General features: G+C 72.0%; 21 protein-coding genes and 7 tRNA genes. 9 read left to right on the top strand and 19 right to left on the bottom strand.

The genetic code is table 11. The annotated features are described in order from the left end of the window. Window positions 1-236: 236 nt before the first annotated feature. Complete coding sequence (purD, locus tag O7609_RS11445; protein WP_269743529.1) at window positions 237-1,508, bottom strand: phosphoribosylamine--glycine ligase; 1,272 nt, start codon at window positions 1,506-1,508, stop codon at window positions 237-239. A gap of 301 nt (window positions 1,509-1,809) precedes the next feature. On the opposite strand from purD, the gene O7609_RS11440 reads away from it, so the two are divergent. After that, entirely contained in the window at window positions 1,810-2,547 is a 738-nt protein-coding gene (locus O7609_RS11440; protein ID WP_269734835.1) for an SLATT domain-containing protein, read from the top strand. A 53-nt stretch (window positions 2,548-2,600) separates the two neighbouring features. On the opposite strand, the gene O7609_RS11435 is transcribed toward O7609_RS11440, so the two are convergent. The 7 genes from O7609_RS11435 to O7609_RS11405 all read right to left on the bottom strand — a co-directional run bounded on the left by O7609_RS11435 (window position 2,601) and on the right by O7609_RS11405 (window position 6,201). Next, window positions 2,601-3,257, bottom strand: a complete 657-nt coding sequence (locus tag O7609_RS11435; protein WP_269734834.1) for a hypothetical protein — start codon at window positions 3,255-3,257, stop codon at window positions 2,601-2,603. A 131-nt stretch (window positions 3,258-3,388) separates the two neighbouring features. After that, window positions 3,389-3,461 (bottom strand) — tRNA-Gly (locus O7609_RS11430). Window positions 3,462-3,574: 113 nt separating this feature from the next. Next, a complete protein-coding gene (locus O7609_RS11425) occupies window positions 3,575-4,342 on the bottom strand; it encodes an ABC transporter permease (protein ID WP_269734833.1) in 768 nt (255 codons plus the stop codon). Further along, the gene (locus O7609_RS11420; protein WP_269734832.1) at window positions 4,339-5,319 is read right to left on the bottom strand and encodes an ABC transporter ATP-binding protein; all 981 of its coding nucleotides are present in this window, start codon (window positions 5,317-5,319) and stop codon (window positions 4,339-4,341) included. The genes O7609_RS11425 and O7609_RS11420 overlap by 4 nt, the downstream gene beginning before the upstream one ends. Before the next feature lie 168 nt (window positions 5,320-5,487). Then, window positions 5,488-5,560: transfer RNA gene (locus tag O7609_RS11415), tRNA-Gly, on the bottom strand. 74 nt (window positions 5,561-5,634) lie between these two features. Next, window positions 5,635-5,706: transfer RNA gene (locus O7609_RS11410), tRNA-Gly, on the bottom strand. Between the two features lie 177 nt (window positions 5,707-5,883). Further along, window positions 5,884-6,201 carry a histone-like nucleoid-structuring protein Lsr2 gene (locus tag O7609_RS11405; RefSeq protein WP_269734831.1) on the bottom strand — a complete coding sequence of 106 codons (318 nt, stop codon included), beginning with the start codon at window positions 6,199-6,201 and terminating at the stop codon, window positions 5,884-5,886. Window positions 6,202-6,585: 384 nt separating this feature from the next. Between O7609_RS11405 and purS the strand changes: the two genes are divergently transcribed. From purS to purL, 3 genes are read left to right on the top strand one after another with little or no spacing between them, the layout of a single operon-like run. Continuing rightward, window positions 6,586-6,855 (top strand): phosphoribosylformylglycinamidine synthase subunit PurS, encoded by a 270-nt coding sequence (purS, locus tag O7609_RS11400; RefSeq protein ID WP_219094141.1) that lies wholly within the window; start codon window positions 6,586-6,588, stop codon window positions 6,853-6,855. Continuing rightward, window positions 6,852-7,532: a phosphoribosylformylglycinamidine synthase subunit PurQ gene (gene purQ / locus O7609_RS11395; protein WP_269734830.1), complete on the top strand. Its 681-nt coding sequence runs from the start codon at window positions 6,852-6,854 to the stop codon at window positions 7,530-7,532. The genes purS and purQ overlap by 4 nt, the downstream gene beginning before the upstream one ends. Then, complete coding sequence (gene purL / locus O7609_RS11390) at window positions 7,529-9,778, top strand: phosphoribosylformylglycinamidine synthase subunit PurL (protein ID WP_269734829.1); 2,250 nt, start codon at window positions 7,529-7,531, stop codon at window positions 9,776-9,778. The genes purQ and purL overlap by 4 nt, the downstream gene beginning before the upstream one ends. A 109-nt stretch (window positions 9,779-9,887) precedes the next feature. On the opposite strand, the gene O7609_RS11385 is transcribed toward purL, so the two are convergent. Then, entirely contained in the window at window positions 9,888-10,418 is a 531-nt protein-coding gene (locus O7609_RS11385) for a PH domain-containing protein (RefSeq protein ID WP_269734828.1), read from the bottom strand. 77 nt (window positions 10,419-10,495) lie between these two features. On the opposite strand from O7609_RS11385, the gene O7609_RS11380 reads away from it, so the two are divergent. The 3 genes from O7609_RS11380 to purM all read left to right on the top strand — a co-directional run bounded on the left by O7609_RS11380 (window position 10,496) and on the right by purM (window position 14,294). Beyond that, entirely contained in the window at window positions 10,496-11,311 is an 816-nt protein-coding gene (locus O7609_RS11380; protein WP_269734827.1) for a maleylpyruvate isomerase family mycothiol-dependent enzyme, read from the top strand. Window positions 11,312-11,504: 193 nt separating this feature from the next. Beyond that, entirely contained in the window at window positions 11,505-13,067 is a 1,563-nt protein-coding gene (purF, locus tag O7609_RS11375; protein ID WP_269734826.1) for an amidophosphoribosyltransferase, read from the top strand. A gap of 105 nt (window positions 13,068-13,172) precedes the next feature. Further along, on the top strand, window positions 13,173-14,294 hold the full coding sequence (gene purM, locus O7609_RS11370) for a phosphoribosylformylglycinamidine cyclo-ligase (RefSeq protein ID WP_269734825.1): 1,122 nt from the start codon (window positions 13,173-13,175) through the stop codon (window positions 14,292-14,294). 341 nt (window positions 14,295-14,635) lie between these two features. Here the strand turns inward: purM and O7609_RS11365 are convergent, their stop codons facing one another. Together O7609_RS11365 and O7609_RS11360 are read right to left on the bottom strand one after the other, a co-directional pair. Beyond that, a complete protein-coding gene (locus O7609_RS11365) occupies window positions 14,636-14,884 on the bottom strand; it encodes a DUF3073 domain-containing protein (protein ID WP_219094153.1) in 249 nt (82 codons plus the stop codon). Window positions 14,885-15,175: 291 nt separating this feature from the next. Then, window positions 15,176-16,327, bottom strand: a complete 1,152-nt coding sequence (locus O7609_RS11360) for a Leu/Phe/Val dehydrogenase (RefSeq protein WP_443072095.1) — start codon at window positions 16,325-16,327, stop codon at window positions 15,176-15,178. Window positions 16,328-16,679: 352 nt separating this feature from the next. On the opposite strand from O7609_RS11360, the gene O7609_RS11355 reads away from it, so the two are divergent. After that, window positions 16,680-17,507 (top strand): hypothetical protein, encoded by an 828-nt coding sequence (locus O7609_RS11355; RefSeq protein ID WP_269737121.1) that lies wholly within the window; start codon window positions 16,680-16,682, stop codon window positions 17,505-17,507. 546 nt (window positions 17,508-18,053) lie between these two features. Further along, complete coding sequence (gene bldC / locus O7609_RS11350; protein ID WP_027749187.1) at window positions 18,054-18,260, top strand: developmental transcriptional regulator BldC; 207 nt, start codon at window positions 18,054-18,056, stop codon at window positions 18,258-18,260. Between the two features lie 460 nt (window positions 18,261-18,720). Here bldC and O7609_RS11345 read toward each other — a convergent pair whose 3' ends face one another. From O7609_RS11345 to O7609_RS11310, 8 genes are all read right to left on the bottom strand, one after another. After that, window positions 18,721-19,272, bottom strand: coding sequence for a DUF6274 family protein (locus O7609_RS11345; protein ID WP_269743528.1), 552 nt, complete (start codon window positions 19,270-19,272; stop codon window positions 18,721-18,723). A 156-nt stretch (window positions 19,273-19,428) separates the two neighbouring features. Then, a tRNA-Asp gene (locus tag O7609_RS11340) sits at window positions 19,429-19,503 on the bottom strand. A gap of 130 nt (window positions 19,504-19,633) precedes the next feature. Then, window positions 19,634-23,869: an ATP-dependent RNA helicase HrpA gene (gene hrpA / locus O7609_RS11335; RefSeq protein ID WP_269743527.1), complete on the bottom strand. Its 4,236-nt coding sequence runs from the start codon at window positions 23,867-23,869 to the stop codon at window positions 19,634-19,636. A 624-nt stretch (window positions 23,870-24,493) separates the two neighbouring features. Continuing rightward, on the bottom strand, window positions 24,494-24,757 hold the full coding sequence (locus O7609_RS11330; RefSeq protein WP_269734822.1) for a Txe/YoeB family addiction module toxin: 264 nt from the start codon (window positions 24,755-24,757) through the stop codon (window positions 24,494-24,496). Further along, window positions 24,754-25,035, bottom strand: a complete 282-nt coding sequence (locus O7609_RS11325; RefSeq protein WP_269743526.1) for a type II toxin-antitoxin system Phd/YefM family antitoxin — start codon at window positions 25,033-25,035, stop codon at window positions 24,754-24,756. Before O7609_RS11325 ends, O7609_RS11330 begins: the two co-directional genes overlap by 4 nt. Window positions 25,036-25,224: 189 nt before the next feature. Then, window positions 25,225-25,301 (bottom strand) — tRNA-Phe (locus O7609_RS11320). Window positions 25,302-25,323: 22 nt separating this feature from the next. After that, window positions 25,324-25,398, bottom strand: a tRNA-Asp gene (locus O7609_RS11315). 38 nt (window positions 25,399-25,436) lie between these two features. Further along, a tRNA-Glu gene (locus O7609_RS11310) sits at window positions 25,437-25,509 on the bottom strand. Between the last annotated feature and the right edge of the window lie 36 nt (window positions 25,510-25,545).

The following is a 25,545-nucleotide window of genomic DNA, read 5'->3' as shown; positions in this document are numbered from 1 at the left end:
CGACGCCCACGGCGCGGCGGCGGCCACGCGCCGACCACGAGGCTCCTGGCCGCGTGGCGGTCACGCGCCGACCACATGACGACCGAGCGCCGGCGACGCTCGGTGCCCGCCGCGCGGAACCCTAGTGCGGGGTGCGTACCGGCGTCAGCAGGTACCGGGCGACGCTCACTCGATGGAATGGCTTTGGGGAGAGGTCTTGCCCATCGGAAGGTGCCGTGGGTGCCCCGAATGCCCCGTTACCGCATGTCCTCCTCCGCCGCTTTCCGGGCGATGTCCGTGCGGTGGTGGGAACCGTCCAGAGTGATCCGGTCCAGCGCGCGGTAGGCCCGCTCCCGTGCGGCGGCCAGGTCCGCGCCGGTCGCCGTCACCGACAGGACACGCCCGCCGGCGCTCAGCACCCGGCCGTCCTCCGACCGCCGGGTCCCGGCGTGCAGTACATAGGCGTCCGGCGCGTCCTCGGCCGCCACCTCGTCCAGACCGCCGATCGGGTCCCCGGTGCGCGGGGAGGCCGGGTAGTCCTTCGCCGCGACGACGACGGTGACGGCCGCGCCCTCGTTCCAGACCAACGGCGGGAACGCCGCCAGCTCCCCGGTGGCCGCGGCGTACAGCAGCCCGGACAGCGGCGTCCTCAGCCGGGCCAGGACCGCTTGCGTCTCCGGGTCGCCGAAGCGGGCGTTGAACTCGATGACCCGCACACCGCGCGAGGTCACCGCCAGACCGGCGTAGAGCAGGCCCGAGAAGGGGGTGCCGCGGCGGCGCAGCTCGTCCACGGTGGGCTGGAGCACCGTCTCCAGCACCTCGTCGACGAGCCCCGGGGCGGCCCAGGGCAGGGGGGAGTAGGCACCCATGCCACCGGTGTTGGGGCCCTCGTCGGCGTCGTAGGCGCGCTTGAAGTCCTGCGCGGGCTGGAGGGGGACGACCGTCTCGCCGTCGGTCACCGCGAAGAGCGAGACCTCGGGACCGTCGAGGAACTCCTCGATGACGACCCGCTCGCAGGCCAGCGCGTGGGCCCGGGCGGCGGCCAGGTCCTCGGTGACGACGACGCCCTTGCCCGCGGCCAGCCCGTCGTCCTTGACCACGTAGGGCGGGCCGAAGGCGTCCAGCGCCTCGTCGACCTCCGCCTCGGTCGTGCACACGTAGGCCCGGGCGGTCGGGACCCCGGCCGCGGCCATGACGTCCTTCGCGAAGGCCTTGGACCCCTCCAGCTCCGCCGCCTCGGCGGAGGGCCCGAAGACGGGGACGCCACGGCGGCGCACGGCGTCCGCGACCCCGGCGACGAGCGGAGCCTCGGGTCCGATCACCACCAGGTCGCCGGAGCCGAGCCCGAGGGCCCCGGCCAGCTCGGCGACGGCCGTGCCGTCGAGGACGTCGACCGTGTGCGCCATCGCCACCTCGGCGATGCCCGCGTTGCCGGGAGCACAGTGCAGTTCGGTGACGTCGGGGTCGAGGGAGAGGGAGCGGCACAGGGCGTGTTCGCGGGCGCCGCCGCCGATGACGAGGACCTTCACGGGCCGAAGCCTAAGGCCTTCCGGCGGACCGGCCGGAACCGAGGTGGTGCCCCGTCCCACACAGCGGACGTGCCGGTCCGCTTGGCCGGTCGCGCAGTTCCCCGCGCCCCTCCGGGGCCCGGCGGCAAGTGGGCGGCCCCCGGGTCACCCACCCTTTCGGGTGAGGCGCCGGGGGATGCCTTACCTGACCGCAAGCCACTTCCGGGCGGAAACGGCCGCGAAGCCCCTGATTGGCCCTGTCTCCCGCGATAGGAAGGGTGCTTCGTGTGGTGCGAGAGCGTCCTGTGGTTGGGAGTGGCGGGTGAGTCAGCCGGAAATGCAACCCGGGGGTGGCAGGCGGGAGGGCCGGGGCGAACTGCTCGGGCGCACCTTCCCACTGGGGGACTGGGGGGAGCCGGCCGAACGGCTTGACGAGCTGTACCAGTGGGTCGAGGAGGGCGCGCTCGCCGTCGTCGACTGGTACCTGGCCGACCGGGCGTGGAAGCGCCGCGGTGCGCGGGCGCTGCGGACGGGCGCCGCGCTCGGCGCCGCGGCGGGCGGGGTGCTGCCCGTCCTGGAACTGAGCGGTGTCTTCGCGGGGGTGGGAGCCTGGGGCTTCCTCGCCCTGCTGGGGGCCGCGCTCTGCCTCGGCGCCGACCGCTGGTTCGGCTGCACGGCCGGCTGGATGCGGGACCTGTGCGCTGCTCAGGCGGTGCAGCGCAGGCTGGAGACCCTCCAGTACGACTGGGCGGCCGAGGCGGTGCGCGAGGTGCTCGGCCCGACGGAGGGCTCGGCGGGCGAGGCGGCCGAGCGCTGCCTCACCATGCTGCGCCGCTTCACCGAGGACGTGACGGAGCTCGTCCGGGTCGAGACCGTCGACTGGATGGTGACGTTCCGGCCCGGCCCGGTCTCGCAGTTCACCCAGAGCCCGGCCCCGGCGGGGTGGACGGCCCCCCGCAGCGAGCCGTCCGGCCCCGGCGGGCTCCCGCGCTTCCCGGTGCCGCCCCCGGGTGCCCGCCCCAACATGCCCCGCCAGCGCCCCCCGGAAAACCCCCGCTGACCCCGCCCGGGCCCCGCGCGGCGGGCCGAACACGCCCCCGTGCCGGGGCGTTTCTACGAGAAGAGGATCATCGAGCCCTGGGCGAGACTGCGGGTGGCCGCCGCGTGCAGGCCGAGCCAGACGTGGACCTCCCGGGCGAAAGGCCCGTCCGCGGAGCCGGGGGGCGGTGCGGCGGCGGGCTCGCTCAGCTCCGTCGGGCCCGTGGGCGCCGGCGGGGCGGGAGGCGGGTTGTCCGGGTCGAGCCCGAGGCTCGGGGCCACCGCGTGCAGTTCGCGCAGCAGCCCCTGGCTGGACCCGAGCGGCCCGCCGGACTCCTCCAGCTCCTCGCCGGTCAGCGGCTCCGCGAAGTCGACGGGGACGTAGGCGCCCGCGTGGTCGTAGTGCCACACCAGGTGCGACCGGCGGGCCGTGTCCTCGAACATCTCCAACAGCTGCTCGTAGTCCCCGCCGAGGGAGTCCACGGGCGTCACCTGGAGCCCGTGGAGCTGGAGCAGGTAGGCACGGCGCAGGAAGTGCAGCGCGTCGTAGTCGAACCCGGCGACGGGCGCCACGTCCCCGGACAGCCCCGGCATGTACCCGTGCACCGGTACGGGTGGCAGCCCGGCGCGGTGCAGCGCCTGGTCAAAGACGGCGATCTCCTCGGCCAGCGGGTTGTCGGGGCTGTGGCACAGCACGTCGACGAGGGGGACCAACCAGAGATCACAGGCCAAGGTGACTCCAAGGGCGCTCAGATGCGGTGACGCCGGGTGTCCGCGGTGTCATCGGGCGTCGTCCCGCCAGGGTAGTGCCGAAGGCGATCACGGCGAAGGGCCCCGGCACAGCCGGAGCCCTTGACCTGCGGAGCGGACGACGAGGCTCGAACTCGCGACCTCAACCTTGGCAAGGTTGCGCTCTACCAACTGAGCTACGTCCGCCTGCGCCCCACGGCGCGGAGCCGAGTATATGCCATCGGCCACGCCCCGTGCCGCCGCGTTCCCGGTGGTCGGGCGAGGGCCGGACGCGCCGCCTCCGCGTGGGGTGCGAGGGATCAGCGGCGCGGCTCCCAGCGGAACCAGCGGCGGACGGCGAACGCCGCGAACCCGGTCCAGGCCACCGCGAGGGCCAGCGCGAGCGCGACGTCGCCGCCGGTGCCCTCGCCGAGCCAGCCGTACCGGATCAGCTCCACGACCGGGGTGAGCGGCAGCAGCCGGGCGACGTCGGCGACGGCGTCCGGCATGGCCTCCAGCGGCACCATGAGCCCGGAGCCGACGAAGGAGAGCATCATCAGGGGCATGACCGTGATCTGGGCGCTCTCCGGGCTCCGGGTCAGGGTGGAGGTCGCGGCGGCCAGACCGGTCATCATCACCGTCCCGAGCAGCAGCCCGAGGAGCAGCACGTCGGGGCGTCCGGGCAGGGGCATGTCGACCACCGCCACCCCGGCGGCGACCAGCAGCAGGCACTGCACGAGACCGATGAGCACCGAGGGCAGGGCGGTGCCGCCGAGGATCTCCACGTCCGAGGACTCGCCCGTGCGCAGCCGTTTGAGCACCAGCTCCTCGCGCCGCGCGACGTACGCGGAGACCAGGTTCGCGTAGACGGCGATGACGAGGACGACGCCCAGGCCGCCGGAGAGCACCAGCCCGCCCGCGCTGAGCGCGGTCGCCTCCACGAGGGAGTCGGACAGGGACATCCGGAACGTGAGGACGAGGAGGAGGGGCACCAGCAGGGCGGTGAACACCGCGCTGCGGTTGCGCAGGAGCAGCGTCAGCTCGGCCCGGCCGAGGGCGCGCATCCGTCCCGGAACGGTCGTGTTCACGCCGTCACCTCCGCCTTCTCCCGCTCGACGTCGTGTCCGGAACCGTTGGCGGGAGGGTCCTCGTCCCGGCCGCGGGCGATGTCGAGGAACGCCTCTTCCAGCGAGGCCGACCGGGCGTCCAGGCCAAGGAGGGCGACGTCCTCCCGCCGGGCCCGCAGCAGCAGTTCGGTCAGGTCCCCCTGGAGGTTCCGGGTGCGGATCTCCACCAGGGCGCCCTCGACGGTGGCGGTCGCGGGCAGGGGCAGCCGCTCGGCCGCCACCCCCTCGGGCAGGGTGAAGCGGATGCGGGAAGGCCGGGCGGCGGTGACCTCGGCCGGGGTGCCCGCGACGACGATGCGGCCGCCCCGCATGATCGCCAGCCGGTCGGCCAACTCCTCGGCCTCGTCGAGGTAGTGGGTGGTGAGGACGACGGTGGTGCCCTCCGCTCGCAGCTCGCGCACCAGTCGCCACGTGTCGCGGCGGCCCTCCGGGTCCATGCCCGTCGTCGGCTCGTCCAGGAACAGCACCTCGGGGCTGCCCAGCAGGGCGAGGGCGAGGTCGAGGCGGCGCCGTTCACCGCCGGAGAGCTGCTTGATCCGCACGCCCGTGCGCTGCTGGAGCCCGACGAGCTCCAGCGCCTCGGCCGGCGGGCGCGCTCCGGTGGTGACGCCGGCCCACATGCGGGCCGTCTCCCGGACGGTCAGCTCCGCGGGGAAGCCGCCTTCCTGGAGCATGATGCCGATGCGCGGGCGGACGGCCCGGCGCTCGGCGTGGGGGTCGTGCCCGAGGACGCGGACGCGGCCCCGGGCCGGGCGTTCGAGGCCCTCCAGCAGCTCGACGGTGGACGTCTTGCCCGCGCCGTTGGTTCCGAGCAGGGCGAACAACTCGCCGTGCCCCACCGTAAGGTCCAGCCCGCGCACGGCGTCGAACCCGCCCGCTCCCCCGGGGCCGTAGCGCCGCCAGAGCCCTTCCGCCTCGATCGCGTGTTCCGCTCGCATCGAGCCAGCCTCCCCGTCGGCGGCGGGGGTGTGCAGTGCCGGAGGTCACACCCGCCGAAAACCTGGACCTGGGACGGGGAGGGCCGGGGAGGAGAGAGAAGTGAAGCAGGGCGTGAAATGCGAGAAGCCCCGGCCAGCTGATAACTGGGCCGGGGCTTCTCACTCCGGAGCGGACGACGAGGCTCGAACTCGCGACCTCAACCTTGGCAAGGTTGCGCTCTACCAACTGAGCTACGTCCGCACGCATCCACTCGGCTTTCACCGGGTGGCGCAGCAGCTACTCTACCTGATCGCTTGGACCACTTGAGTACGCGGAGCGGGTGACAGGGATTGCACACTGCGCCTCCCTCTTGGAAAGAGGGCGCTCTACTACTGAGCTACACCCGCGTGACCTGCGATTTCGGGCCTTTCCGGCCCGCCCTCGCGGCGTGCTCCAGACTGTAGCGGATCACCCCGGGGATCGTGCAAGTCCAGGACGGGCTCCGGCTCCGCAGTGCGCTCCCGCTCCCCGGGCCGGACGTCCGGTACCGGCCGACGCCGTCCGGCGCCGGCCGGGGGCTCGGCTCAACTCGCCGCCGTGAACGCCTCGTAGACCTTCTTCGGGATGCGGCCGCGCGCGGGGACGTCGTACCCGTGGGAGCGGGCCCAGGCGCGGACCGTCTGCGGGTTGGGTGCGACGGACGTGCGCTGGTACGTCTTCCCCGACTTCGAGCGCTTGCGGCCGGCCCGCACATAGGGGGCGAGGGCGCCGCGCAGTTTCTTGGCGTTTGCCGTGTTGAGATCGATCTCGTACGACTTCCCGTCGAGCCCGAAGGTGACCGTCTCAGCGGCTTCACCGCCTCCCAGATCGTCGGAGAGTGTGACCACAACACGCTGTGCCACGGATATGGGTCCTTCCTCGTCATGAGTTCGGCGAGCGGTGTTCAAATCCGCGCTGACATGCGGGGACGTCGCGCGTGCGAGATGAGTGGATACCGCTTATTCCGTTGTCTGACCGACATCATCGCATTATGCGGGCCGGGAAAGAAGCCCGGGAAATTCGCTTCGCGTGTCCGGCCGCAATCGGACCCTACGTTTCTCCGCTCGGCGCGTGCAGGGTTTCCGCGTCCCGAGATGTGAACGTGATAAATGGGCAGAGATATCTACTCGCGTAGATTCTCCCGCCCGGTACGCTGAACCTGCGGTCGCGCAGGAACCGAGGGGTCACCGACGCCCCCGGCGGACGCGGCACCGGGCAGCCAAGCACCAACACCACCGGGAGTACCTGTGGCTCGCGTCGTAGTCGACGTCATGCTCAAGCCGGAGATCCTCGACCCCCAGGGACAGGCCGTGCAGCGCGCGCTGCCGCGGCTGGGATTCGAGGGCATCACGGACGTGCGTCAGGGGAAGCGTTTCGAGCTGGACGTGGAAGGGCCGGTGGACGACGCCGTCCTCGCCCGGGTCCGCGAAATGGCCGAGACCTTCCTGGCCAACACCGTGATCGAGGACTTCACCGTCCGCGTGGAGGAGCCCGCCGAGGAAGGTGCCCCGGCATGACGACGCGGATCGGGGTGGTGACCTTCCCCGGCTCCCTGGACGACACCGACGCGCTGCGGGCCGTCCGCATCGCCGGTGCCGAGCCGGTGAAGCTGTGGCACCGCGACAAGAGCCTGCACCAGGTCGACGCCGTCGTCCTGCCGGGCGGCTTCTCCTATGGCGACTACCTGCGCTGCGGCGCCATCGCCCGCTTCTCGCCGGTGATGGAGACGGTCATCGGGCAGGCCAGGGCCGGTATGCCCGTCCTCGGCATCTGCAACGGCTTCCAGGTGCTGTGCGAGTCGCACCTGCTGCCCGGCGCGCTCACCCGCAACGACCACCTGCACTTCATCTGCCGTGACCAGCGGCTCCGGGTCGAGAACGCGGACACCGCCTGGACGCGCGACTACGCCGCCGGGCAGGAGATCACCGTCCCGCTGAAGAACGGCGAGGGCGGCTACGTCGCCGACGAGCGCACGCTCGACGCGCTGGAGGCGGAGGGCCGCGTCGTCTTCCGCTACCTGGACGGCAACCCCAACGGCTCGCGGCGCGACATCGCCGGGATCACCAACGAGGCCGGGAACGTGGTCGGCCTCATGCCGCACCCCGAGCACGCGGTCGAGGCCCTCACCGGCCCCACGACCGACGGCCTCGGCTTCTTCACCTCCGCCCTCAAGACGCTGGTGGACGCACGATGACCCTCGACACCGTCAAGCACGCGACCGAGACCCCCGAGGCCGCCCAGCCCTGGGCCGAGCTGGGGCTCAAGGAGAACGAGTACCAGCGCGTCCGGGAGATCCTCGGCCGCCGCCCCACCGGCGCCGAGCTGGCGATGTACTCGGTGATGTGGTCCGAGCACTGCTCCTACAAGAGCAGCAAGGTCCACCTGAAGCAGTTCGGCGACAAGGCCCCGCACTCCGACGCGCTGCTCGTCGGCATCGGTGAACAGGCGGGCGTCGTCGACGTCGGCGAGGGCTACGCGGTGACCTTCAAGGTCGAGTCGCACAACCACCCGTCCTACGTCGAGCCCTACCAGGGCGCCGCCACCGGCATCGGCGGCATCGTGCGCGACATCATCGCCATGGGCGCCCGGCCCGTCGCCGTCATGGACCCGCTGCGGTTCGGCGCCGCCGACCACCCCGACACCCGGCGCGTGCTGCCCGGCGTCGTCGCCGGCATCGGCGGCTACGGCAACTGCCTGGGCCTGCCCAACATCGGCGGCGAGGTCGTCTTCGACTCCTGCTACCAGGGCAACCCGCTGGTCAACGCCCTGTGCGTGGGCGTGATGAAGCACGAGGACATCCACCTGGCCAAGGCCAGCGGCGTCGGCAACAAGGTCATCCTCTACGGTGCCCGCACCGGCGGCGACGGCATCGGCGGCGCCTCCATCCTGGCCTCGGAGACCTTCGACTCGTCCAAGCCCTCCAAGCGGCCCGCCGTCCAGGTCGGCGACCCGTTCCAGGAGAAGCTCCTCATCGAGTGCACCCTGGAGGCCTTCGCCGAGAAGCTCGTCGTCGGTATCCAGGACCTCGGTGCCGCCGGGCTCTCCTGCGCCACCTCCGAGCTGGCCTCCAACGGCACCGGCGGCATGCGCGTCGAGCTGGACGACGTGCCGCTGCGCGACGCGACCCTCTCGCCCGAGGAGATCCTCATGAGCGAGTCGCAGGAGCGCATGTGCGCGGTCGTCGAGCCGGAGAAGGTCGAGCGCTTCCTCGCGATCTGCGAGAAGTGGGACGTGACGGCCACCGTGATCGGCGAGGTCACCGACGGCGAGCGGCTGGAGATCTTCTGGCACGGCGAGCAGATCGTCGACGTCCCGCCGCGCACCGTCGCCCACGACGGCCCGGTCTACGAGCGCCCGATGGCCCGCCCCGAGTGGCTGGACGCCCTGCGGGCCGACGCGGCCGAGGCGCTCGCCCGCCCGGCCAACGCCGAGGAACTGCGCGAGCAGGTCCTCAAGCTCGTCGGCTCGCCCAACCAGGCCGACAAGTCGTGGATCACCTCGCAGTACGACAAGTACGTGCTCGGCAACACCGTCCTGGCCCAGCCCGAGGACTCGGGCATGATCCGCGTCGACGAGGAGACCAACCTCGGCGTGGCCGTGTCCACCGACGGCAACGGCCGCTACGCCAAGCTCGACCCCTACGCGGGCGCCCAGCTCGCCCTGGCCGAGTCGTACCGCAACGTCGCCGCGACGGGCGCCACCCCGCTCGCCGTCACCGACTGCCTCAACTTCCCCTCACCGGAGGACCCGGCGGGCATGTGGCAGTTCGCCGAGGCCTGCCGCGGGCTCGCCGACGCCTGCCAGACCCTCGGCACCCCGGTCACCGGCGGCAACGTCTCCCTCTACAACCAGACGGGCGACGTCGCCATCCACCCGACGCCCGTCGTGGGCGTGCTCGGCGTCATCGACGACGTCACCCGGCGCACCCCGATGGCCTTCACCGAGGAGGGCCAGCTCGTCTACCTGCTCGGGGACACCCGCGAGGAGCTGGGCGGCTCCGCCTGGTCGCAGGTCGTGCACGACCACCTCGGCGGCCGGCCCCCGGCCGTCGACCTGGAGCGCGAGCGGCTGCTCGCCGAGATCCTCGTCTCCGCCTCGCGGGACGGCATGATCGACGCCGCCCACGACCTGAGCGACGGCGGGCTCATCCAGGCGCTGGTCGAGTCCTGCCTGCGCGGCGGCACCGGCGCCCGACTGGTCACGCCCGACGGCCTGGACCCGTTCGTGTTCCTGTTCTCGGAGTCGGCCGGCCGGGCCGTCGTGTCCGTGCCGCGCAGCGAGGAGCTGCGCTTCACCGACATGTGCGCCGCCCGCGGCCTGCCCGCGCTCCGGATCGGCGTCCTCGACGGCGACGCGGTCGAGCTCCAGGGACAGTTCACCCTGCCGCTGGCCGAGCTGCGCGCGGTGCACGAGGCCACCATCCCCGCGCTGTTCGGCTGACCCCAACGCGCGGACGCACGCACAGGAGGGCCCGCCCGGCGTCCGGGCGGGCCCTCCGCAGCGTCCCGGCGAGAAGGGCGTCCCTGCTGGAGGGGCCCGGCGGGGCGGCTCAGTGCAGGGGAGGCGGGAACGCGTCGGTGCCGCCGCGCTGCTCCTCGTCGACCTGCCGGTAGATCATCGCCTTCAGCCCCTCCGGGTCCGGCACGTGCCGCAGGGTCATCAGACCCTGCTCCGAGGCGGATTGGATGGTGAGCGTCCCGTAGCGCATGATCCGCTGCCACAGGTTCGCCCGGAAGGACACGTCGTTCACCCGGACCAGTGGAATCGAACGGCCGGACTTGGTCAGGAACCCCGAGCGCTTGTACATCCGCTTCGTCGTCAGGATGTACAGCGTCGAACGCCATGTCAGCAGCGGGATCAGCCACCACCACAGCGAGGCGAGCACCGCCGCGCCCAGGACGACGTAGACGGCGCCGTCGCTCCAGTCCTCCCCCGAGGGGACGGCCCACAGCAGCAGCCCCGCGACCAGCCACACCAGGCACAGCAGCAGGAACTCGCTGACCATCTCCGTCCAGTGCTGACGGGTGACGTGCACCAGTTCCTCGTCTTCCGCCAGATGACGTTCCGCGATGCCTGCCATGCCGGAATCCTGGCACACGGCACCGGCTCTGCCTATGGCGACCGGGGAGCGGGGGCGGTGGCCGTTACGCTCCTGCCATGCCGTCAGCAGCCTCCCGTAAGCCCCGCGCCTACGATCCCCTCCGGGTGCGCAACGCGCTCGCCGCGCAGGCCGAGACGGTCCGCGCCGCAGCGCACGGCGTCACGGCCGAACAGCTCGCCCGCCCCACCGCGCTGTCTGGATGGGACGTCAGGCACCTCCTCGTCCACCTGGCCGGCCAGATCGACGCCGTGCCGCGGCTGCTGGCCGAACCCGCGCCGACCGCCCGGCGGCCGGAGACGAGCCTCAGCGCCTGGGCGCTGTCCACGGCCGGGATCTCCGGGCAGCTGGACGCCCGCACCCGGGAGGCCACCGCCTCCATCACCACCCCGGAGGGCGTCGCCGCCGCGATCGACGCGGCCATCGAGGAGCTGGAGCCGGTGCTGGAGATGGCCGTCCGGGAGGACGTCCTCCTGCCGCACCGCTTCGGGGCGATGAGGGCGCTGGACTTCGCGGTGACCCGGCTCGTCGAGCTGATCGTCCACTCCGACGACCTGGCCCGCGCCCTCGGCGCCCCCGTCACGCTCGACCGCTACGCCCTGGCCGCGACCGTCCGGGCGCTGGCCGACGCCCTGGCCGTGAAGGTGCCCGGCGGGGCGGTGGAGCTGCGGGTGCCGCCGTTCGCCGTCGTCCAGTGCGTGGAGGGCCCCCGGCACACCCGGGGCACGCCGCCGAACGTCGTCGAGACGGACCCGCTGACCTGGCTGCGGCTGGCCACCGGCCGGCTGGCGTGGAGCCGCGCGGTGGGCGCGCACGCGGTCAACGCGACCGGCGCCCGCGCCGACCTCTCCGCCCACCTGCCCGTCCTGGCCTGACCCTCCCGCGCGACCGGGAGGCCGCGCGGGGGACCGGGGCCCTGCGGGCGCGGCTCCTGCGGACGCGGGCGTGGAGGATGCGACAGACCGGCCGTGAGATCCGTCTCGTAGGATTCGCAGTCCGCGCAGGTCAGCGTCGGCTTCTCGGTCGTGTGGTTCTCCGCCGCCGGCCGACGCCACTAGACTCGGTGTCGTGGCACGTGGCGATGGTCGACTCAATCACGATCTCCTCCCCGGCGAGAAGGGCCCGCAGGACGCCTGCGGGGTCTTCGGTGTCTGGGCACCCGGTGAAGAGGTCGCCAAGCTGAGCTATTTCGGGCTGTACGCGCTACAGCACCGAGGTCAGGAGTCCGCGGGCATCGCGGTGAGCAACGGCTCGCAGATCCTCGTCTTCAAGGACATGGGTCTGGTCTCCCAGGTCTTCGACGAGACGTCGCTGGGGTCGCTCCGCGGCCACATCGCCGTCGGGCACGCCCGGTACTCCACCACGGGCGCCTCGGTGTGGGAGAACGCCCAGCCCACCTTCCGCGCCACCGGCCACGGCTCGATCGCCCTCGGCCACAACGGCAACCTGGTGAACACCGCCGAGCTGGCCGAGATGGTCGCCGCGCTGGCCGACGGCCGCTCCGGCCGGGCCAACCAGGTCGCGGCCACCAACGACACCGACCTCGTCACCGCGCTCCTCGCGGGCCAGACCGACGAGGACGGCAAGCCGCTCACGGTCGAGGAGGCGGCCCCGCGCGTCCTGCCGCGCGTCAAGGGCGCCTACTCCTTCGTCTTCATGGACGAGCACACCCTCTACGCCGCCCGCGACCCGCAGGGCATCCGCCCGCTGGTCCTCGGCCGGCTGGAGCGCGGCTGGGTCGTGGCCAGCGAGACGGCCGCGCTGGACATCTGCGGCGCCTCCTTCATCCGGGAGATCGAGCCCGGCGAGCTGATCGCGGTCGACGAGAACGGGCTGCGCAGCAGCCGGTTCGCCGAGGCGAAGCCCAAGGGCTGCGTCTTCGAGTACGTCTATCTGGCCCGCCCCGACACCGACATCGCGGGCCGCAACGTCTACCTCTCCCGGGTCGAGATGGGCCGGCGCCTGGCCGCCGAGGCACCGGCCGAGGCCGATCTGGTCATACCCACGCCCGAGTCCGGCACCCCCGCCGCGATCGGCTACGCGGAGGCCAGCGGCATCCCGTTCGGCGCGGGTCTGGTCAAGAACTCCTATGTGGGGCGCACCTTCATCCAGCCCTCGCAGACGATCCGCCAGCTCGGCATCCGGCTGAAGCTCAACCCGCTCAAGGAGGTCATCCGCGGCAAGCGGCTGGTCGTCGTGGACGACTCGATCGTCCGCGGCAACACCCAGCGGGCCCTGGTGCGGATGCTGCGCGAGGCGGGCGCCGCCGAGGTGCACGTGCGCATCTCCTCGCCGCCCATCAAGTGGCCCTGCTTCTTCGGCATCGACTTCGCGACGCGCGCCGAGCTGATCGCCAACGGGCTCAGCGTCGAGGAGATCGGGACGTCGCTCGGCGCCGACTCGCTCTCCTACATCTCCATCGACGGCATGATCGAGGCCACGAAGATCGCCAAGCCGAACCTGTGCCGGGCCTGCTTCGACGGGGAGTACCCGATGGAGCTGCCCGACCCGGAGCTGCTGGGCAAGCAGATCCTCGAGTCCGAGTCCGAGACCACGGTGCGCCCGGACGCCGACGGCGTCCGCACCCTGCTGACCGGCCCCGGCGCCTCCGACGCCCTGCGCCGTCCCTGACCGCCCGGGTGACTCCGCTCCGGGCCACCCGCTTCCGAACCACCCCCGGCCCCCCGGGGTCCGCACAACCCCGCGTGACCTCGCGCAATCCGCGTACGGAGAGACATGACTGAGGCTGCCGCCCACGAGAGCGCATCCACCGAGCCCGTTTCCTACAAGACCGCCGGGGTGGACATCGAGGCGGGGGACCACGCCGTCCGGCTCATGAAGGAGTGGGTGGGCAAGGCGCAGCGCCCCGAGTCGCTGGGCGGCCTCGGCGGCTTCGCCGGCCTCTTCGACGCCTCGGCGCTCAAGCGCTACGAGCGTCCGCTGCTCGCCTCCGCGACGGACGGCGTCGGCACGAAGGTCGCCGTCGCCCAGCGGATGGACGTCCACGACACGATCGGGCAGGACCTGGTCGCGATGGTCGTGGACGACATCGTCGTGTGCGGCGCCGAGCCGCTCTTCCTCACCGACTACATCTGCGCGGGCAAGGTCGTGCCCGAGCGGATCTCTGCCATCGTCAAGGGCATCGCGGAGGGCTGCGTGCTCGCCGGCTGCGCCCTGGTGGGCGGCGAGACGGCCGAGCACCCGGGGCTGCTCGGCCCGGACGAGTACGATGTCGCGGGCGCCGCCACCGGCGTCGTCGAGGCCGACCGGCTGCTGGGCGCGGAACGCATTCGATCGGGTGACGTCGTCATCGGCATGGCCGCCTCCGGCCTTCACTCCAACGGGTACTCCCTGGTGCGCCACGTCTTCCTGGAGCGGGCGGGCTGGGCACTCGACCGCGAGGTGCCGGAGTTCGGCCGCACGCTGGGCGAGGAACTGCTCGAGCCCACCCGCATCTACTCCCTGGACTGCCTGGCGCTGGCCCGCACCGTCGACGTGCACGCCTTCGCGCACATCACCGGCGGCGGCCTGGCGAACAACCTCGCCCGCGTCATCCCCGACGAGCTGCACGCCACCCTGGACCGCGGCACCTGGGCGCCCGCCCCGGTGTTCGGCACCGTGGGCGAGGTCGGCGGCGTGGCCCGGCCGGAGCTGGAGCGGACGCTGAACATGGGCGTCGGCATGGTGGCCGTCGTGGCCCGGGAGGCCGCCGACGCGGCCCTGAGCGTGCTGGCCGACCGCGGCGTCGACGCCTGGGTGGCCGGCGAGATCACGGACCGCGTGAGCGTCTCCACGGCGGTCACGGCCACGAACGAGACGGACGCCGCCGTCACGCTCACCGGCTCCTACGCGAGCTGACGACACCCGTGTGCCTCGGGCCCCGGGGCCCGAGGCGGCTGTCGGCGGGGGCCAGGAGGCCCCGGCTGCCGGAAGCCCGGTCGTCGCAGGCCCGGTGTCGCAGGCTCCGCGTGGAGCGGCGCCGGACGCCCCACGGGGAACGGTGCCCGGGCACGCCGAAGAGCCGGCCGGGATCGATGATCCCTACCGGCCGCGACGTCTCAGACGCCCGTACGCCGTACCGTCCGCGTGGAACGGCCTGCGCTCCACGCACGGAACGAGGGCACGCCTGAGGGCCCCGTTCACATGCGGGGCCCTTCACAGGCGAAAACCCTTATGCGGTGGTTAACCGAAGGTCGGTGTCACGCACGACGACGGCTGGAGGACTCGTCCGCTTCGGACTCCTCGTCCTCGTCGTCGTTGTACAGATCGGCGTACCGCGCGTACAGGTCGTCGTCCTCGTCGTCCTCGAACGGCTCACCGTTCGGCGGCTGCTGCGCCGGCGTTGCACCCAGCTCTTCGGCCAGACGTGAGAGATCGGTACCGCCGCTGTTGTACTTCAGCTGGCGGGCGACCTTCGTCTGCTTGGCCTTGGCCCGGCCGCGCCCCATGGCTCGACCCCCTCAACGACGGGGCTCGACGGCCCCAGAGTCTTGACACGCGTTCATGGTGGAGAGCGGACTCTCTGTCGAGAGACCGGCTCTTAGAGCTTCAACGGTACCTGCTTCCGCGCCCGTACGGTACGCCGTCCGCGCGACCGGGCAGGTCACCGGCACGCCCGGTGACCGATTCTTCGCTGGTCAGAGCGCATTTTACCGTGCTCTGAGCGGATGACCCGCCGGGGGGTGGTGAGGGAAATCTCCCCCACCACCCGTCACGGAACGTGACGTCGGCGCGGCGGGTCAGCCCGTCGCGCCCGGCAGCCTGGTCCCGGCCGCCATGCGCTGCTCGGCGATGCGGTCGGCCGCGACGGCGGGCGGCACCCCGTCCGTGTCGGCGCGCTCGAAGATCGCCAGCGTGGTGTCGAAGATCTTCTCCGCCTTCGCCTTCGCACGCGCGAAGTTGAAACCGTGGAGCTCGTCCGCGACCTGGATGACGCCACCGGCGTTCACCACGTAGTCCGGTGCGTACAGGACACCGCGTTCGGCGAGGGCCTTCTCGACGCCCGGGTGGGCGAGCTGGTTGTTGGCCGCTCCGCAGACGACCGAGGCCGTGAGCGTCTTCACCGTCTCGTCGTCGAGGGCGCCACCGAGCGCGCACGGCGCGTACACGTCCAGCTCCGGCACCCGGACGAGGGCGTCCGCGTCGGCCACGGCGGTGACCTCCGGGTGGGCCGTGCGCACCCGGGTCACGGCCTCCGCGCGCACGTCCGTGATCACGACCTCGGCGCCGTCCTCCAGCAGGTGCTCCACCAGGTGGTGGCCCACCTTGCCGACGCCGGCGATGCCGACCCTCCGGCCGCGCAGGGTCGGGGCGCCCCAGCGGTGCTGGGCGCTGGCCCGCATGCCCTGGAAGACGCCGAAGGCCGTCAGCACCGAGGAGTCGCCCGCGCCGCCGTTCTCGGGGGAGCGGCCCGTCGTCCAGCGGCACTCGCGGGCGACGACGTCCATGTCCCGCACGTACGTGCCGACGTCGCAGGCCGTCACGTAGCGACCGCCGAGCGAGGCGACGAAGCGACCGTAGGCGAGCAGCAGCTCCTCGCTCTTGACCTTCTCCGGATCACCGATGATGACGGCCTTGCCGCCACCGTGCTCCAGCCCGGCCAGCGCGTTCTTGTACGACATCCCGCGGGCGAGGTTCAGGGCGTCCCGCGCCGCCGCGGCCTCGGGGAACTCCGCGTCCTCGTAGGCGTGGAACCGGGTGCCGCCGAGGGCCGGGCCCAGGGTGGTGGAGTGCAGGGCGATGACGGCCTTCAGGCCGGTCGTCGGGTCCTGGCAGAAGACGACCTGTTCGTGGCCGCCCAGCTCCGAGCGGAAGAGACCGGCCAGCACGGCGTCGGTCTGCTGTCCTGGCACGCCGTCCTCGTTGACGGCGGCGCTCCGTACGTCAGTCACGGTGGTGACTCCTGTAGTCGCGGTGGACGCCCTCCAGGGGGTGGGGAGGGCCTGTAGTGCAGCACACTACGACCTCCCCGGGGGTGTGGGGCTGTCCGATCTTGGGGAGTGCCACTATGGCGCACCGGGGTCGGCGTCGGCGTCTCCGGCGTCGGTGTCTCCGGCACCGGCGGTGGGCCGTGAGTGGCACGGACCGGCCGGTGCGCGGTGCGAGTGGGCCGCGCGCGGTGCGTGGCCGCCGTGCGGCGGGTACCCGGCCGGGCGCGAGGCGGCGCGGCCGTGCGCGCGGGCCGTCCGGCCGGACGCCCGGCAGGGGTCGAGAGCGCGGGACAGGAGGGCGAACGTGGGTGACATGACGGGCCCGCCGGTCCCGTACGCGGCCTATCTGCGCGTCTACGAGCCGTTGGCGGCCTTCCCCGAACCCGAGCGCACGTACTGGGCCCGCTACGCCCGGCGGGCACGCCGTCCCGGTGCGCAGGACGAGCTGCGCCGCGCCCTGGCCGGGCTGCTCCCGGTGCCGCCGGTGGCCGTCCCGGAGCAGGAGAGCGGGGACGCCTTCGTGGCGGAGGTGGGCGGCGTGCTGTGCGTGTGCCCGTGGCGGACCCGGCTGCGCGCCTGGCTGGCCCTGGCCGAGGCCGACCGCGAGCTGCCGTCGCCGGTGCTGGAGGCCGCCATGCCGCCCGTCGTCCGTCGGCAGGCCGAGGCCGACTACGAGCGCTGGCGGGAGCGCAACCCCGACGCCCGCCCGTGGCTGCGCTCGGCCCTGTGGCACGTGCCGGTGCGCTGGTTCCTGCTCTTCTCCGAGGACGAGCGGGAGTACGGCGAGGGGGACGGCGAGCCGCTGCTGCGCTACCGCACGCCGATGGTCCAGGCCCGCCGCCGGCTCGCCCGCGGCCTGCGGGCCGTGCGGGCCGAGGTGCAGGAGGGGCCGCTCGTCGACGGTCTGGTGGATGTGGGGCGATGGCTGGAGGAATTCCACCCTCGTTCACTCGTAGAGCTGGACTATGGCGGCCTCGTGCATACGATCTCTCGGGAAGACCTCGCGGCGGACCACTCCGCCGCGGAGGCGGCCGAGGGCGTCGCCGCCCTGCGCGAGGGCGACACCGAGCGTGCGGGTGAGGTCTTCGAGCGGCTCACGGAACGCTGGCGTGCCGTGCAGGAGCGCCAGTTCGCGAGCTGACGCCCTGGTCGGGGCGCCCGGGTTGCCCGGGGCGCGGGGGCGCCGGGTGCCGGAGCGGCCGTCCGAACCGACGAAGCCCGGGGACCAAGGTCCCGAACCGGGCCAATGGCTCAAGCGTGACGGATAGCACGTAAGCCCGCGTAAAGAGCCCCTTGCCCGCAAGCCCACTCCTCGTGTCAAAATAGGACAAGGAGTCCGGGACGGTCTCCTTCCGTCCTCCTGGGGACGGACACTTCGGATACTTCGGTACTGCGCTGCTTGTTCGCCTCGGTGGTGTCTCGTGACATCTTGTGACGTATCGTCACGCGGGCGTGACTGTCCGTTATGGGATGGTCCATTGCCATCCGTTGGGGTTGCGTACCCGAGAAGGCAATTCCATCGGTTTGGCCGTCGTGGCTGGACGGATGGTGTAGTTGTAGTGCCGAGGACAAGCCGTTCGTCCTATAACCGACTCGACCCGCGTGCGCCATTTCGGGCGACGCGGGTCAAGGTGCAGAATTTAGAGGAAAGAACCGTGATGGTTCGGTTCTCCCGAGGAGGCCGCTCATGACCGCTCGCACCCCTGATGCCGAGCCGCTGCTGACCCCGGCTGAGGTCGCCACCATGTTCCGTGTCGACCCCAAGACGGTCACGCGCTGGGCAAAGGCGGGCAAGCTCACGTCGATCCGCACGCTTGGCGGGCACCGGCGCTATCGCGAGGCGGAGGTGCGCGCGCTTCTCGCGGGTATTCCGCAGCAGCGCAGCGAGGTCTGAATTACCCTATAGCGGACGTACCGGGCTGAGCCCCGGCACTGTTCCCTTCTGACGAAACCCCCCGGGCTGCTACCCCCTGACGCCCGGTCACGCTCGTCGACGTATCGCGTCGGACTCCGCCGGGTCCGGCGCGATACGTGCGTTCGGGCCCTGATCAGGACTCCGTCCGGTCTCTGCGGGGCCCCTGGTGAGGATGGTGTGGGGGTTGCTCGGGGGTAGGTGCAATTGCATATATTAAATTGAGTGGATGTAGGGACGGCATAAAGTCGACTCCACGCGTGGTCATTTCGGTGACTCCCGTCACATGACCGTGTCCTTGCCGCCTCAAGCCCGCGTGCTGTAGTGGAACTTGGGCGTCCGCCTCGCCGTGAGCGGGACCGACTTCATCCACCACCACCCACCATGGCACCTCGGGCGCCTCACCGGAGGTGGCTTCGGTCATGTCGTGCGGGGACTTTCGTCACCCGTCTCCCCGCGTCGGGTTCCGTCCCCGGGGTGACCCCGGCGCCGGGCCCGCGTCCGGCGTCGGCACGCTGTCGGCCGCCGGGTCGGGCGCGGGGACGGCTGCCGGGCCGGCCGGCGGGGCCGCGGCCTGGGCCGCGGTCGGGTCCGCCACCGGATCCGCCCTCCGGGGGAGGTCGTTGCCGGGCGGGGGTTCGGCCTCCTTCTGCGGCCGGTTCGTGTTCCGTGGGTTCTGCGGCCAGTTCGCCGCTCGTGGCCCCTCCGGGCTCTGCGGCAGGCCCCTCTCCCGTGCGGCGTCCGCTGCCCTTGGCGGGTCCGTCTCCGGTGCCGGGGACGGCTGCCGCGCCTGCGCCTCGTTCGTCACCAGGACGGCCTCCCACGCCCGCTGGCTGCTCCCCTCCTGGGCGAGCAGCAGGATGCGGTGGCACACGGGGCAGAGCCGCGTCACATGCCGGTAGCGGGCCTCCGTGGGCAGGCGGGCGGCGGCCGACAGATGGGCGCGCAGCAGTGCGGCCGTCTCGTGCCGCCGCCCTCCCTCCGTCATCCCCATCAGAGCCCCCCTTCGTTGTAGGCAGGGGTACTCGCGCTCCGTAGGGGCGTCAAGACGGCGCGTACGGATCAGGCCGGTCGCACCCGGCGGCACGGCAGGCGCAGGACACGGCGAAGGGCCCGGATTCCGTGGGGAATCCGGGCCCTTCGACTCGTGCGGTCCTGACGGGATTTGAACCCGCGGCCTCCACCTTGACAGGGTGGCGAGCACTCCAAACTGCTCCACAGGACCAGGAGTGCCTCCGGCTGTTCGACCGGCGCGAGACGAGACTCTACAGCAGCCCAGCCCACGTGTGCGAATCGCTCCCCGAGGGAGCACAACGCCCCCTGGTCGGGGCGGGACCGGACGGGCTGCGGACGGCCTACGGGGCGGCAGCGTCGACCGCCTTCACGATCCGCTTGTCCGACACCGGATACGCTGTGCCGAGGGCGTGCGCGAAGTAGCTCACGCGCAGCTCCTCGATCATCCAGCGGATCTCGCGAGCCGCCGCCGGCACCGGCCGCCCCGGCGGGAACTGCTCCAGGAGCCAGGCGTACTCGTCCCGCATCTCCCGCACCTTGGCCGTCCGGCTGCGGTCGCGCTCCGCGTTCGTGGGCAGCTGCTGGAGCCGGCGGTCCACCGCCGTCAGGTACCGCAGCAGGTCCGGCAGCCGCCGCGCGCCGTGCCGGGTCACGAACCCCGGGCACACCAGCTCGCCGAGCTGCTCGCGGACGTCGGTCAGCGAGGGCAGCAGCGTCGCACTCCGCGCCAGCTGCGGCGACTTCATCCGCCGCTCACACGACTGCCACGCGACGAGGACCTCCTGCACCTGCCGGACCGTCTTGAGCGTCGCGTCGACGACGTCGGTGCGCACGGCGTCGAAGAGCTTGCGGAAGCCCTCCTCGTCCCACGCCGGGCCACCGTGCGCGGCGATCAGCAGGTCCGTGGCGGCGCTCACGCAGTCCTCGAAGAGCTCCTGCACGCTGCCGTGCGGCGAGGCCGCCAGCGCCAGCTTCTGCTGGTTGGAGAGCTTCGACTGCGCGAACTTCCCCGGGTCGGAGGGCAGGTTGAGCCGGATAAGACGTCGCGTCCCGCGCCACATGGCCTCCTGCTGCTCCGCCTCGGTGTCGAAGAGCCGTACGGAGACCGACGTGCCGTCGTCCACCAGCGCCGGGTACGCCTTGACGGGCTGGCCCGAGCGGCGGGTCTCGAAGGTGCGCTCCAGCGTGCCGATCGTCCAGGTCGTCAGGCCCGTGCGTGGCTGTGTCGCGGCGGCCCTGGGCGTGCCCTCGGCGTCGCCCTGGTCCGTGCCCGGTCCCGTCCTGGCGGGCGTCCCGCCGCGCCGTCCGCCACCGCCGCCCGCCGAGGCCTCGAAGGCCCGCGAAAGCGCCGCCCGCGCCTGCGGCTTGAACCGCAGCCGCAGCACCTCCAGGTCCTTGTCCTCGGCCTCGGCCGCCGCCTGCCCGCGCACCGGCCGCCCGCGCTCGTCCACCACCCGGAACGTGATCCGCAGGTGGCCGGGCACCTTGTCCCAGTCGAAGTCCTCCGGCGCCACCGGTACCGCCGTCATCCGGTGCAGGGCCTTGGCCAGGACCGCGGTGAGCGGCTGGCCCAGCGGGACGTCGGCCGGCGTCGCGAACTCGGCGAGGAACCGCTCGGCGAAGTTCGGCGCCGGCACGCAGTTGCGCCGGATCGGCTTCGGCAGCGAACGGACCAGCTCGGTGACGACGTCCAGCCGCAGACCGGGGATCTGCCAGTCGAAGCCCTCCGCGGTCACCTGGTTGAGGACCTGGAGCGGGACGTGGACCGTGACGCCGTCCGCGTCCGTCCCCGGCTCGAACTGGTACGTCACCTTGAGCCGCAGCCCGCCCTGCCGCCACACGTCGGGGTAGTCGGCCTTGGTGATCCGACCGGCCCGCTCGTTGATGAGCATCGACTTCTCGAAGCTCAGCAGATCCGGTTCGTCGCGCCGCTTGTGCTTCCACCAGGAGTCGAAGTGGGCGCCGGAGACGACGTGTTCGGGCAGCCGCTGGTCGTAGAAGTCGTACAGGGTCTCGTCGTCGACGAGGATGTCCCGGCGGCGCGCCCGGTGTTCCAGCTCCTCGACCTCGCCGAGCAGCTTGCGGTTGTCGTGGAAGAACTGGTGGTGCGTGCGCCAGTCGCCCTCGACGAGAGCGTTGCGGATGAACAGGTCGCGGCACGTCTCGGGGTCGATCCGGCCGTAGTTGACCTTGCGCCCGGCGACGATCGGCACGCCGTACAGCGTCACCTTCTCGTACGCCATCACCGCGGCCTGCTTCTGCTCCCAGTGCGGCTCGCCGTAGGTGCGCTTGACGAGGTGCTCGGCCAGCGGCTCGATCCACTCCGGGTCGATCCTGGCGTTGACCCGCGCCCACAGCCGCGACGTCTCCACCAGCTCCGCCGACATCACCCACCGCGGCGGCTTCCTGAACAGCGCGGAACCCGGGAACACGGCGAACTTCGCGCTCCGCGCGCCCAGGTACTCGTTCTTCGCGCCCGGCTTTCCGCCCGTCTTCCCGGCGGGCTTGCCGCCCTCGGCCGTGCCCTCCTTGAGCCCGACGTGCGACAGCAGACCCGCGAGCAGCGAGCGGTGGACGGCGTCCGGATGCGACTCGCCCTCCCCGATCGTCACGCCCAGCGACTTGGCCACCTGGCGCACCTGCGTGTAGATGTCCTGCCACTCCCGTATGCGCAGGTAGTTCAGGTACTCGGCGCGGCACATACGGCGGAAAGCGGACGAGGACAGCTCCTTCTGCCGCTCCCGGACGTACGTCCACAGATTGAGGAACGAGAGGAAGTCGCTGTTCTCGTCGCGGAACCGGGCGTGCTGCTGGTCCGCCTGCTGCTGCTTCTCCGCGGGACGCTCGCGCGGGTCCTGGATCGACAGCGCCGCCGCGATCACCATCACCTCGCGGACGCAGCCGTTGCGCTCGGCCTCCAGCACCATGCGCGCCAGGCGCGGGTCCACCGGCAGCTGCGCCAGCTTGCGGCCGGTGTCCGTCAGCCGCTTCTTCGGGTCCTTCGCCGCCGTGTCCAGCGCCCCCAGCTCCTCCAGGAGCTGCACGCCCGCCTTGACGCTGCGCTGGTCCGGCGGGTCGATGAACGGGAACCGCCCGACGTCGCCCAGCCCCGCCGCCGTCATCTGGAGGATGACCGAGGCCAAGTTCGTCCGCAGGATCTCCGCGTCCGTGAACTCGGGCCGGGAGAGGAAGTCCTCCTCCGAGTACAGCCGGACGCAGATGCCGTCCGACGTCCGGCCGCAACGGCCCTTGCGCTGGTTGGCGCTCGCCTGGGAGATCCGTTCGATCGGCAGCCGCTGCACCTTCGTGCGGTGGCTGTAGCGCGAGATGCGGGCCGTGCCCGGGTCGATGACGTACTTGATGCCCGGCACCGTCAGCGACGTCTCCGCCACGTTCGTCGCCAGCACGATCCGGCGGCCCGCGTGCGGCTGGAACACCCGGTGCTGCTCGGCGTGCGAGAGCCGTGCGTACAGCGGCAGCACCTCCGTGTTCCGCAGCTTCTGCTTGGTCAGCGCGTCCGCCGTGTCCCGGATCTCCCGCTCGCCGGAGAGGAACACCAGGATGTCGCCGGGCCCCTCGGCCTGTAGCTCGTCCACCGCGTCGCAGATGGCCGTGACCTGGTCCCGGTCGCCCTCGTCGCCGTCCTCCTCCAGCAGCGGCCGGTACCGCACCTCCACCGGGTACGTCCGCCCGCTCACCTCGACGATCGGCGCACCCCGCCCGACCGCGCCCCGGCTCGCGTCCTGGGCCGCGTCCTCGGCCCCGTTCGCGTCGCCGTCCGGGCCGCGCTTCGCGTCGCCGTCCGGGCCGCGCTTCGCGTCGCCGTCCGGGAGGCCGGGGGAGGCGAAGCGGCCGAAGTGCCGCGAGAACCGCTCCGGGTCGATCGTCGCGGAGGTGATGATCACCTTCAGGTCCGGCCGCCGGGGCAGCAGCTGCGCCAGGTAGCCGAGCAGGAAGTCGATGTTCAGGCTGCGCTCGTGCGCCTCGTCGATGATGATCGTGTCGTACTGCCGCAGCTCGCGGTCCGTCTGGATCTCGGCGAGCAGGATGCCGTCCGTCATCAGCTTGACGAGTGTGGTGTCCCTGACCTGATCGGTGAAGCGGACCTTCCAGCCCACCGCCTCGCCCAGCGACGTCCCGAGCTCTTCCGCCACCCGCTCGGCCACCGTGCGCGCCGCGATCCGCCGCGGCTGCGTGTGCCCGATCAGCCCCCTGACGCCCCGCCCGAGCTCCAGACAGATCTTCGGGATCTGTGTCGTCTTGCCGGACCCCGTCTCACCGGCGATGATCACCACCTGGTGATCGCGGATGGCCGCCAGGATCTCGTCCTTCTTCTGGCTGACCGGCAGCGACTCGGGGTACGTCACGCGCGGCACCGCCGCCCGCCGCGCCGCGATCCGCGCCTCCGCACGCTCGACGTCACCGGCGATCTCGGCCAGCACGGCCGCCCTCGCCTCCGGCTTGCGGATACGCCGGACACCGTCGAGACGACGGCCCAGCCGCCGCTCGTCGCGCGGCATCAGTTCGGAGACCCGCTCCAGCAGGGCGGGCAGGGTGAGGTCAGGCGCAGTGGACATACGTCCTCCAGCATCCCACCCGCGCCGGATTTCCCGCGACCGAGTTCCACCGGGCGCTCCGGGCGCCGGTGAGGGCGAGACCGCTCGAGGGCGGTGGGGAGACCGCTTCGCCGGCTTCCGCTCGTCGGCCTCCGTCGTCGGTCCCGTCGGACAGAGCTTGTGGCGTGCGCTACTTCACGCGGTGGGGCCATGCGCTCACGCGCGTCACTACATGGTGTCGGCCCAGGAACGGCTGCCCGAGGCCCGCGAGATCGTGGATGAGCGCCAGTACTTCGTGGTAAACACGCCCCGGCCGACCGGCAAGACGACGGCGTCGGCAGCGAGGGCCCAGGTTCTGACGGCCTCAGGCTGGTGCGCGGCGCCGCGCTTCTCCTGTGAGACGGCCGAGCCTGCCGCGAGGACTACGGCAGGCCGGAGGAGCTGGTTCTGGAGGCGATCCGGCGGTCGGTGGAGGCGGCCCGGTTTCCCGGCGGACTCGCGCCCCCGCCCCCTGGCCCTACGCGGTACCCGGGGCCCGGCTCGTGCGGGGGCTGGCAGGGTGAGCGCGGAACAGTCCGCGTCCAAGTCGTCGCCGCGCCGAGCAGCTCCCGATGTCCGGGGCTCGTGCCCACCCGGGGGACGCCCTCAACGTTCGTAGTGGAAGCGGCATGCCACGACGTGGATGACGTCGTCCTCATCGGTTCGGTATACCAAACGGTGCTCGGAGTTGATGCGGCGCGACCAGTAGCCGGAAAGGTCGTTGCGCAGCGGTTCCGGCTTGCCGATCCCCTCGTGGCCGTTTCGATCGATGTCGGCGATCAGTTGGTTGATTCGTTTGAGCAACTTGCGGTCGTTGGCCTGCCACCACAGGTAGTCGCTCCAACCGTCGTCGAGGAAGAGGACCTTCACGCAGCACCCTGTGCGGCCTCGTCGTCGGGATCCACCAGGCTGCGGACGGTGCCTCGGCCTGCCCGGTCCTGCTCAATGGACCTGCGCAGACGCTCGGCCATCGCGGGCGACCGCAGCAGGTAGTCGGTCTCTTTCAGCGCCTCGTAGTCGGCGAGCGAAACGATGACCATCGGCTCGTGCCCGGCCCGAGTGATGACCAGCTCCTCAGCGTCGTCCTCTACTGCGTCGAGGGCGTCGGCGATACTGGCACGCAGTTCGGTGACACTCATCGTCTTCATGATGTACACGATAACGTACAGAGGGTCGAGTGGGGGGCGGCCGCGAGAACCGAGCGCAGCGGGCCGGGTGGAGTTCGGATCGAGGCCGACTGAACGCGGGCCTTTCCGGCTGATCGGTGCCAGGGGCGTCACGGGAACAGCGAGTAGGCCCGAACAAGATGCTTGTTCGGGCCTACTCGCTGTTCAGCGTGGTGGCTGGGGCCGGGGTCGAACCGGCGACCTTCCGCTTTTCAGGCGGACGCTCGTACCAACTGAGCTACCCAGCCACGCAACCCGGAAGGGCTGCAGCGGTCCTGACGGGATTTGAACCCGCGGCCTCCACCTTGACAGGGTGGCGAGCACTCCAAACTGCTCCACAGGACCAAGCGTGTGCGAGAGCAAGTCTCGCACGGGGTGTTGCGTGCCCCCAACGGGATTCGAACCCGTGCTACCGCCTTGAAAGGGCGGCGTCCTGGGCCACTAGACGATGAGGGCTGATGGCCCACCTGGGCGCTTCGTCAGCGCGTCGGG

Origin of the sequence: Streptomyces sp. WMMC1477 (assembly GCF_027460245.1) — a bacterium.
Taxonomy (GTDB): domain Bacteria; phylum Actinomycetota; class Actinomycetes; order Streptomycetales; family Streptomycetaceae; genus Streptomyces.
The sequence above is the reverse complement of the archived record's forward strand: the minus strand, read 5'-3'. Positions and strand labels throughout refer to the sequence as shown.